General features: G+C 63.7%; 5 protein-coding genes. 3 read left to right on the forward strand and 2 right to left on the reverse strand.

Going from position 1 to position 6519, the window contains the following annotated elements; genetic code table 11:
* A partial coding sequence (locus F6S12_RS28850; protein ID WP_315869622.1) for a PAS domain S-box protein occupies positions 1-1476 on the reverse strand: 1476 nt, incomplete at its 3' end.
* Positions 1477-1718: 242 nt separating this feature from the next.
* On the opposite strand from F6S12_RS28850, the gene F6S12_RS28855 reads away from it, so the two are divergent.
* The 3 genes from F6S12_RS28855 to F6S12_RS28865 all read left to right on the forward strand — a co-directional run bounded on the left by F6S12_RS28855 (position 1719) and on the right by F6S12_RS28865 (position 6031).
* Complete coding sequence (locus F6S12_RS28855) at positions 1719-2816, forward strand: carboxynorspermidine decarboxylase (protein ID WP_011061817.1); 1098 nt, start codon at positions 1719-1721, stop codon at positions 2814-2816.
* A gap of 30 nt (positions 2817-2846) precedes the next feature.
* On the forward strand, positions 2847-4091 hold the full coding sequence (locus F6S12_RS28860; protein WP_011061818.1) for a saccharopine dehydrogenase family protein: 1245 nt from the start codon (positions 2847-2849) through the stop codon (positions 4089-4091).
* 200 nt (positions 4092-4291) lie between these two features.
* A complete protein-coding gene (locus F6S12_RS28865) occupies positions 4292-6031 on the forward strand; it encodes a dipeptidase (RefSeq protein WP_315869623.1) in 1740 nt (579 codons plus the stop codon).
* A gap of 55 nt (positions 6032-6086) precedes the next feature.
* Here the strand turns inward: F6S12_RS28865 and F6S12_RS28870 are convergent.
* On the reverse strand, positions 6087-6519 hold a 433-nt coding region (locus F6S12_RS28870; RefSeq protein WP_315869624.1), incomplete at its 5' end, for a fatty acid desaturase.

Raw genomic sequence — 6519 nt, forward strand, 5'->3', positions numbered from 1 at the left:
GCCCTGGCCCAGGCGGCTCTGGAGCACCAGGCGCCCGCCCAGTTGCTCGGCCAGGCCGTGGACCATCGACAGGCCCAGGCCGGTGCCCTTGCCCAGGCCCTTGGTGGTGAAGAACGGATCGGCGGCGCAGGCCAGGGTCTGTTCGTCCATGCCCTGGCCATCGTCGACCACCGCCAGGCAGACGTACTGCCCCCGGGCCAGGTTGCCCGTGGCCCCGCGCAATTGCGCCTCGATCAGGATCGAACCGCCCTCGGGCATGGCATCCCGGGCATTGCTCACCAGGTTCAGCAGCGCCAGTTCCAGCTGGTTGAGATCAGCCTGCACCGCCGGCAGGTCCGGCGCCATCTCCACCCGCAGGGCAATCCTGGGCCCCACCGAACTGCACAACAGGCCGCTGAGGCTGGCCACCAGTTGGCCCAGGTCCAGGGCCTGGGATTTCAACTCCTGGCGCCGGGCGAAGGCCAGCATGCGCTGGGTCAGGGTCACGCCGCGCTCGGTGCCCTGCAGCGCGTTGTCCAGCAGGCGCCGCAGCCTGGGGTCATCGCCGACCCGTTTGTGCAGCAGCTCCAGGTTGCCGCGGATTACCGTCAGCAGGTTGTTGAAGTCATGGGCGATGCCGCCGCTGAGCTGGCCGATGGCCTGGAGCTTCTGCGACTGGAACAGCGCTTCGCGGGCGACCTCCAGTTCCTTCTGCGCCTGGACCACCTCGGTGATGTCGCGGGTGATCTTGGCGAAACCGATGATGGCCCCGGAGTCGGCGCGGATCGGGTCGACAATCACATGGGCCAGGAACCGCGTACCGTCCTTGCGCAGGCGCCAGCCCTGCTTCTCGAAACGGCCTTCGCGGGCGGCGGCTTCCAGGGCCTTGCGCGGCTCGTCGCTGGCCCGGTCCTCGGCGGTATAGAACAGTGAAAAGTGCTGGCCGATGACTTCCTCTGGGGCATAGCCCTTGATCCGTTGCGCCCCCAGGTTCCAGCTGCTGACCCGGCCCTGGGCATCGAGCATGTAGATCGCGTAGTCGGTCACGCTCTGCACCAGCAGGCGGAACTGCTGTTCGCTCTGTTTCAGGGTCTGCTCGGCGGCCCGCTGCTCGGTCATGTCCCGGGTGACCTTGGCAAAGCCGATCAGCCCGCCGGCGCTGTCGCGGATCGGGTCGATCACCACATGGCACCAGAACCGCGTGCCATCCTTGCGCAGGCGCCAGCCCTCGCCTTCGAAACGCCCGCACTGCGCGGCACTGTCCAGCGCCCTCTGGGGCAAACCGGCCTGGCGATCCTCGGGGGTATAGAAGCAGGAAAAGTGCCGGCCCAGCACTTCCTCCTCCCGGTAGCCCTTGAAGCGCCGGGCACCGCTGTTCCAACTGGCGACCCGGCCCTGGGCGTCGAGCATGTAGATCGCGTAGTCCACCACCGCATCGACCAGCAGGCGGAAGCGATCGTCAGTAAGAGGGTGGTACGGCTCGGGCAGATCAGGCATGGCAGTTTCCGTCGGGTATTTTTTTCATCGAATCGGCGAAACGTTGCAGCGCCGCAGCATTCATCGACCTGGGCTCGGGCCAGTGTGCACCGCCTGCAGCGGTCTGTGTGGAATCGCATGCCTGGCTCGACAACGCAAGGGACAGACGGTTGACCGTGGAAAATATATTTCCGAGCTTTCGATCTAGTGGCACTGCGGGCACAATGCGTACCTTTTTGGCTGGCCCTGCCGGAGACCCTGAAATGATCAAGACGCCGTACTACCTCATCGACAAGCAGAAGCTTTTGAGCAACATGCAGAAGATCGCCTACGTGCGCGAGCAGTCCGGCGCCAAGGCCCTGCTGGCCCTCAAGTGCTTCGCCACCTGGTCGGTGTTCGACCTGATGCAGCAGTACATGGACGGCACCACCTCCTCGTCGCTCTACGAGCTCAAGCTCGGCCGGCAGAAGTTCGAAGGCGAGACCCACGCCTACAGCGTGGCCTGGGCCGACGACGAAATCGAGGAGATGCTCGCCAACTGCGACAAGATCATCTTCAACTCCATCAGCCAGCTGCAGCGCTTTGCCGACGCCAGCGCGGGCAAGGTGCGCGGCCTGCGGGTCAACCCCCAGGTCAGCAGTTCGGACTACCTGCTGGCCGACCCGGCGCGCCCGTTCAGCCGCCTGGGCGAGTGGGACCCGGCCAAGATCGAGCAGGTCATCGAGCAGATCTCCGGCTTCATGTTCCACAACAACTGCGAGAACGGCGACTTCGGCCTGTTCGACCAGATGCTGACCACCATCGAGGAACGCTTCGGCCACCTGCTGCACAAGGTCGAGTGGGTCAGCCTCGGCGGCGGCATCCACTTCACCGGCGAGGACTACGCCCTGGACGCCTTCTGTGCGCGCCTCAAGGCTTTCTCCCAGAAGTACGGCGTGCAGGTCTACCTGGAGCCGGGCGAAGCGGCGATCACCCAGAGCGCCTCCCTGGAAGTGACCGTGCTCGACACCCTGTACAACGGCAAGCACCTGGCCGTGGTGGACAGCTCCATCGAAGCCCACATGCTCGACCTGCTGATCTATCGCCTGAACGCCAAGCTGTCACCAAGCGCGGGCGAACATACCTACATGGTGTGCGGCAAGTCCTGCCTGGCCGGGGATATCTTCGGCGAATACCAATTTGATCGTCCGCTGGCCATCGGCGATCGACTGTCGTTCATTGATGCGGCGGGTTACACCATGGTCAAGAAAAACTGGTTCAACGGTCTGAAAATGCCGTCCATTGTCGTGAAACAACTCGATGGCAGCATCGAGGTGGTACGCGAGTTTGGTTTCGAAGACTACCTGTCCAGCCTTTCCTGAGCGGACAGGTCACGAGGAGAAGTAAATAAATTGAAGAAGAATGTTCTTATCATTGGTGCAGGAGGTGTCGCCAAGGTGGTGGCCCACAAGTGCGCGCAGCACAACGACGAACTCGGTCGTATTGCTATCGCGTCGCGCAACATCTCCAAATGCCAGGCCATCATCGACAGCGTCAAGGCCAAGGGCAGCCTCAAACAGCCCGCTGAAATAAAAGCCTATGCGCTCAACGCGCTGGACATCGAGGCAACCAAGGCGCTGATCCGCGAGACCGAGTCGCAGATCGTCATCAACGTCGGTTCCGCCTTCCTCAACATGTCGGTGCTGCGTGCCTGCATCGATACCGGTGTGGCCTACCTGGACACCGCGATCCACGAAGAACCGGGCAAGATCTGCGAGACCCCGCCCTGGTACGGCAACTACGAGTGGAAGCATCTCGAAGAGTGCCAGCAGAAGAACATCACCGCGATCCTCGGCGTCGGCTTCGACCCGGGCGTGGTCAACGCCTATGCGGCCCTGGCCCAGCAGGAACATTTCGACCGCATCGACTCGATCGACATTCTCGACGTCAATGCCGGTTCCCACGGCAAATATTTCGCCACCAATTTCGACCCGGAAATCAACTTCCGCGAATTCACCGGACAGGTGTGGAGCTGGCAGGACAGCCAGTGGACCAGCAACACCATGTTCGAAGTCAAGCGTACCGACGACCTGCCTGTGGTCGGCTCGCAAAACCTGTACCTGACCGGCCACGATGAAGTGCACTCGCTGTCGAAGAACCTCGACGTGCCCAACGTGCGGTTCTGGATGAGCTTCGGCGAGCACTACATCAATGTGTTCACCGTGCTGCGCAACCTGGGCCTGCTCTCCGAGCAACCGGTGAAGACCGCCGAAGGCCTGGAAGTGGTGCCGCTCAAAGTGGTCAAGGCCGTGCTGCCTGACCCGGCCTCCCTGGCCCCGGGCTACACCGGCAAGACCTGCATCGGTGACCTGGTCAAGGGCAGCAAGAATGGCCAGCCGCGCGAAGTCTTCATCTACAACGTGGCCGACCACGAAGAAGCCTACGCCGAGACCGACAGCCAGGGCATTTCCTACACCGCCGGCGTACCGCCCGTGGCCGCCGCCCTGCTGGTGGCCCGTGGCGAGTGGGACGTGCAGCGCATGGCCAACGTCGAGGAACTGCCGGCCAAGCCGTTCCTCAAGGCGCTGGACCTGATGGGCCTGCCGACCCGCATCAAGGACGAACAGGGCGACCGCCCATGGGACGCCAAGGCTTGATGCACTAGCCACGACAGGAGGCGCCGATGCAGGCGTCTCCTGCCTGGATGAATGTTTCGTTTGTGCGTCGCTTTTGCGTTTCTGTGCGACAGATCCCACTTCAGGGGCTCCCGCCCTGCTCCTTCGCAGTGTTAGCTTGGCAAGGTTTCTGACTAACAGCTCAGATAATCCTTACCCCCTGCAAAGGAATGCCCTCCGCAATGGATTTTTCTCTCAAGCACCTGGCTGCGGCCACCCTGATGCTCGCCAGCCTGTCGTCCTACACCTCGATCGCCCAGGCCAACATTACCCCGCAACAAAGCGCGGCCATCCTCAAGACCTTCAATGACGCCACGGTCACGGATTTCCGCCAGTTCCTCGGCACCCTGGCCAAGAGCCCGCTGGCCAAGAGCGACCAGCTCGCCCCGACCATCGAGACCTTCCTGGCCAACAAGCCCCTGAACGCCGAACAGCAGAACGAGATCCACCGCCTGCTGGGCCTCTACGCCCGGATCAAGTACGGCAAGGCCGCCACCGAAACCCTGCGCGAGCTGGTGGCCATCCCCACCTTCAACATCGACGGCGTGCCGCAGTACAAGAACCCCGAGTTCCTCAAGATCGCCGCCAAGATCCAGGACCTGGCCAAGGCCTTCAACCTGAACTTTCGCAACATCGACAACCGGGTCTACGAGATCTCCCTGGAAGGCAGCGGCGATGAAGTCGTCGGCATCCACGCCCACGCCGACGTGGTGCCGGTGACCCCGGAAAACTGGGTGCTCGAAGACGGCACCCGCCTCGACCCATTCAAGGTCACCCTGATCGGCGACCGCATGTACGGCCGCGGCACCGAGGACGACAAGAACGGCATCGTGGTAGCGCTCTACGCGATGAAGATCATCAAGGAAGAGAAGCTGCCCCTGGCGCGCAACTTCAAGCTGCTGGTGGACACCACCGAGGAAACCAGCGGCGATGCCATTCCCTACTACTTCGAACACAACCCGACGCCCAACTACAACCTGGCGCTGGACGGCGGCTACCCGGTGGTGATCGCCGAGAAAGGCTACGGCACGGTGATGGCCAGCTTCGCCCGGCGCGCCGCCGAGGGCAAAGGGGCGGAGATCACCCACCTCACCGGTGGCCTGGCCACCAACCAGATCCCCTCGACCTCGGTAGCCACCCTGGTCACCGAGCAGCCCGCGGAACTGGCCGCCAGCCTGCAAAAGGCCGGCGCCGAATATGCCAAGCAGCACGGCGGCAACTTCCAGGTCGCGGCCAAGGTGGTGGGCAAGGATGTGCAACTGACGGTCACCGGCGTCTCGGCCCACTCCTCCGAGCCCGAGTCCGGGGTCAACCCGGTGGCGCGGATGCTGGACTTCATCAACAGCCAGGATGGCAAGATCGCCTTCAAGCACAACGCCTTCACCGATGGTGCCCGCTACGCCGCCGACAACTGGGGCCTGGACTACCTGGGCAACAAGCTGGGCATCGGCTTCTCCGACGACTTCATGGGGCCGCTGACCACCTCCCTGACCCAGGTCAGCGTGGATGACAAGACCTTCAAGCTGGCGGTCAACCTGCGGGTACCCAAGGGCAAGACCCCGCAAGTGCTGAAGGGCGAAATCACCGACAAGCTGGCGGCCTGGAGCAAGAAGACCCAGGTAACGGTGAACATCGACACCAAGATCGCCGAACCTATGTACCGCAACCCCGAGGGTGAATGGGTCAAGGCACTGCTGGCGGTGGCCAGCGAGAACCTGGGCATGGCGCACAAGTTCGGCACCTCCGCCGGCGCCACCTCGGTGCACGAGTTGCCCAACGGCGTGCAGTTCGGCCTGGCGCGGCCCGAGGTCAAGTACACCGGCCACACCGACAACGAGTTCAAGACCGTGGAGCAGTTCCTCCTGGACCTGCAGATCGTCACCGAGATGGTCGGCCGCATCGGCCAGTTGCCCAAGCTCTGACCGCCCTCACGGGCCCGCCACCCATGGCGGGCCCGTTCTCCCCTCCCTCCACGCCTCAGCGCGCCGATGACCTCCAGTCGGGGTCGCTGACATCTCGCAGTACCCCGCCATACCCCTGGTAGAGGTTGCCCTCGGGCAGCAACTGCGCCGTGGCCAGTTGCCGGTGCAGGCCGCCCAGGTGGTAGAACGGCACACGCACATAGAGGTGATGCTCGATGTGGTAGTGGATGGCGTGGGGGCCGAACAGGAAGGTCTGCACGCTGGGCCGTACGATGCTGCGGGCGTTGCGGCTCTGGTCGGCGGCAACCGGCAGGCCGGCATGCTCCATGATGGCTCGCACCCGGCCCAGCAAGGGCAGCAGGGTAATCGCCGGCAACAGCCACAACCCCAGGTACAGCCAGGGGTGGCCGCTCCAGGCCAGCAGGCCGAACAGCAGGCCGTTGCTGACCAGCATGGACAGCACTTCCGCCAGGGCCTGGCGCGGCGAC

Source organism: Pseudomonas sp. JV245A (genome assembly GCF_032424515.1).
Lineage (GTDB): Bacteria > Pseudomonadota > Gammaproteobacteria > Pseudomonadales > Pseudomonadaceae > Aquipseudomonas > Aquipseudomonas protegens.

Coding starts and splice junctions, on each gene's coding strand:
- F6S12_RS28865 (WP_315869623.1), top strand. CDS start 4,292: ATGGATTTTTCTCTCAAGCACCTGGCTGCGGCCACCCTGATGCTCGCC.
- F6S12_RS28855 (WP_011061817.1), top strand. CDS start 1,719: ATGATCAAGACGCCGTACTACCTCATCGACAAGCAGAAGCTTTTGAGC.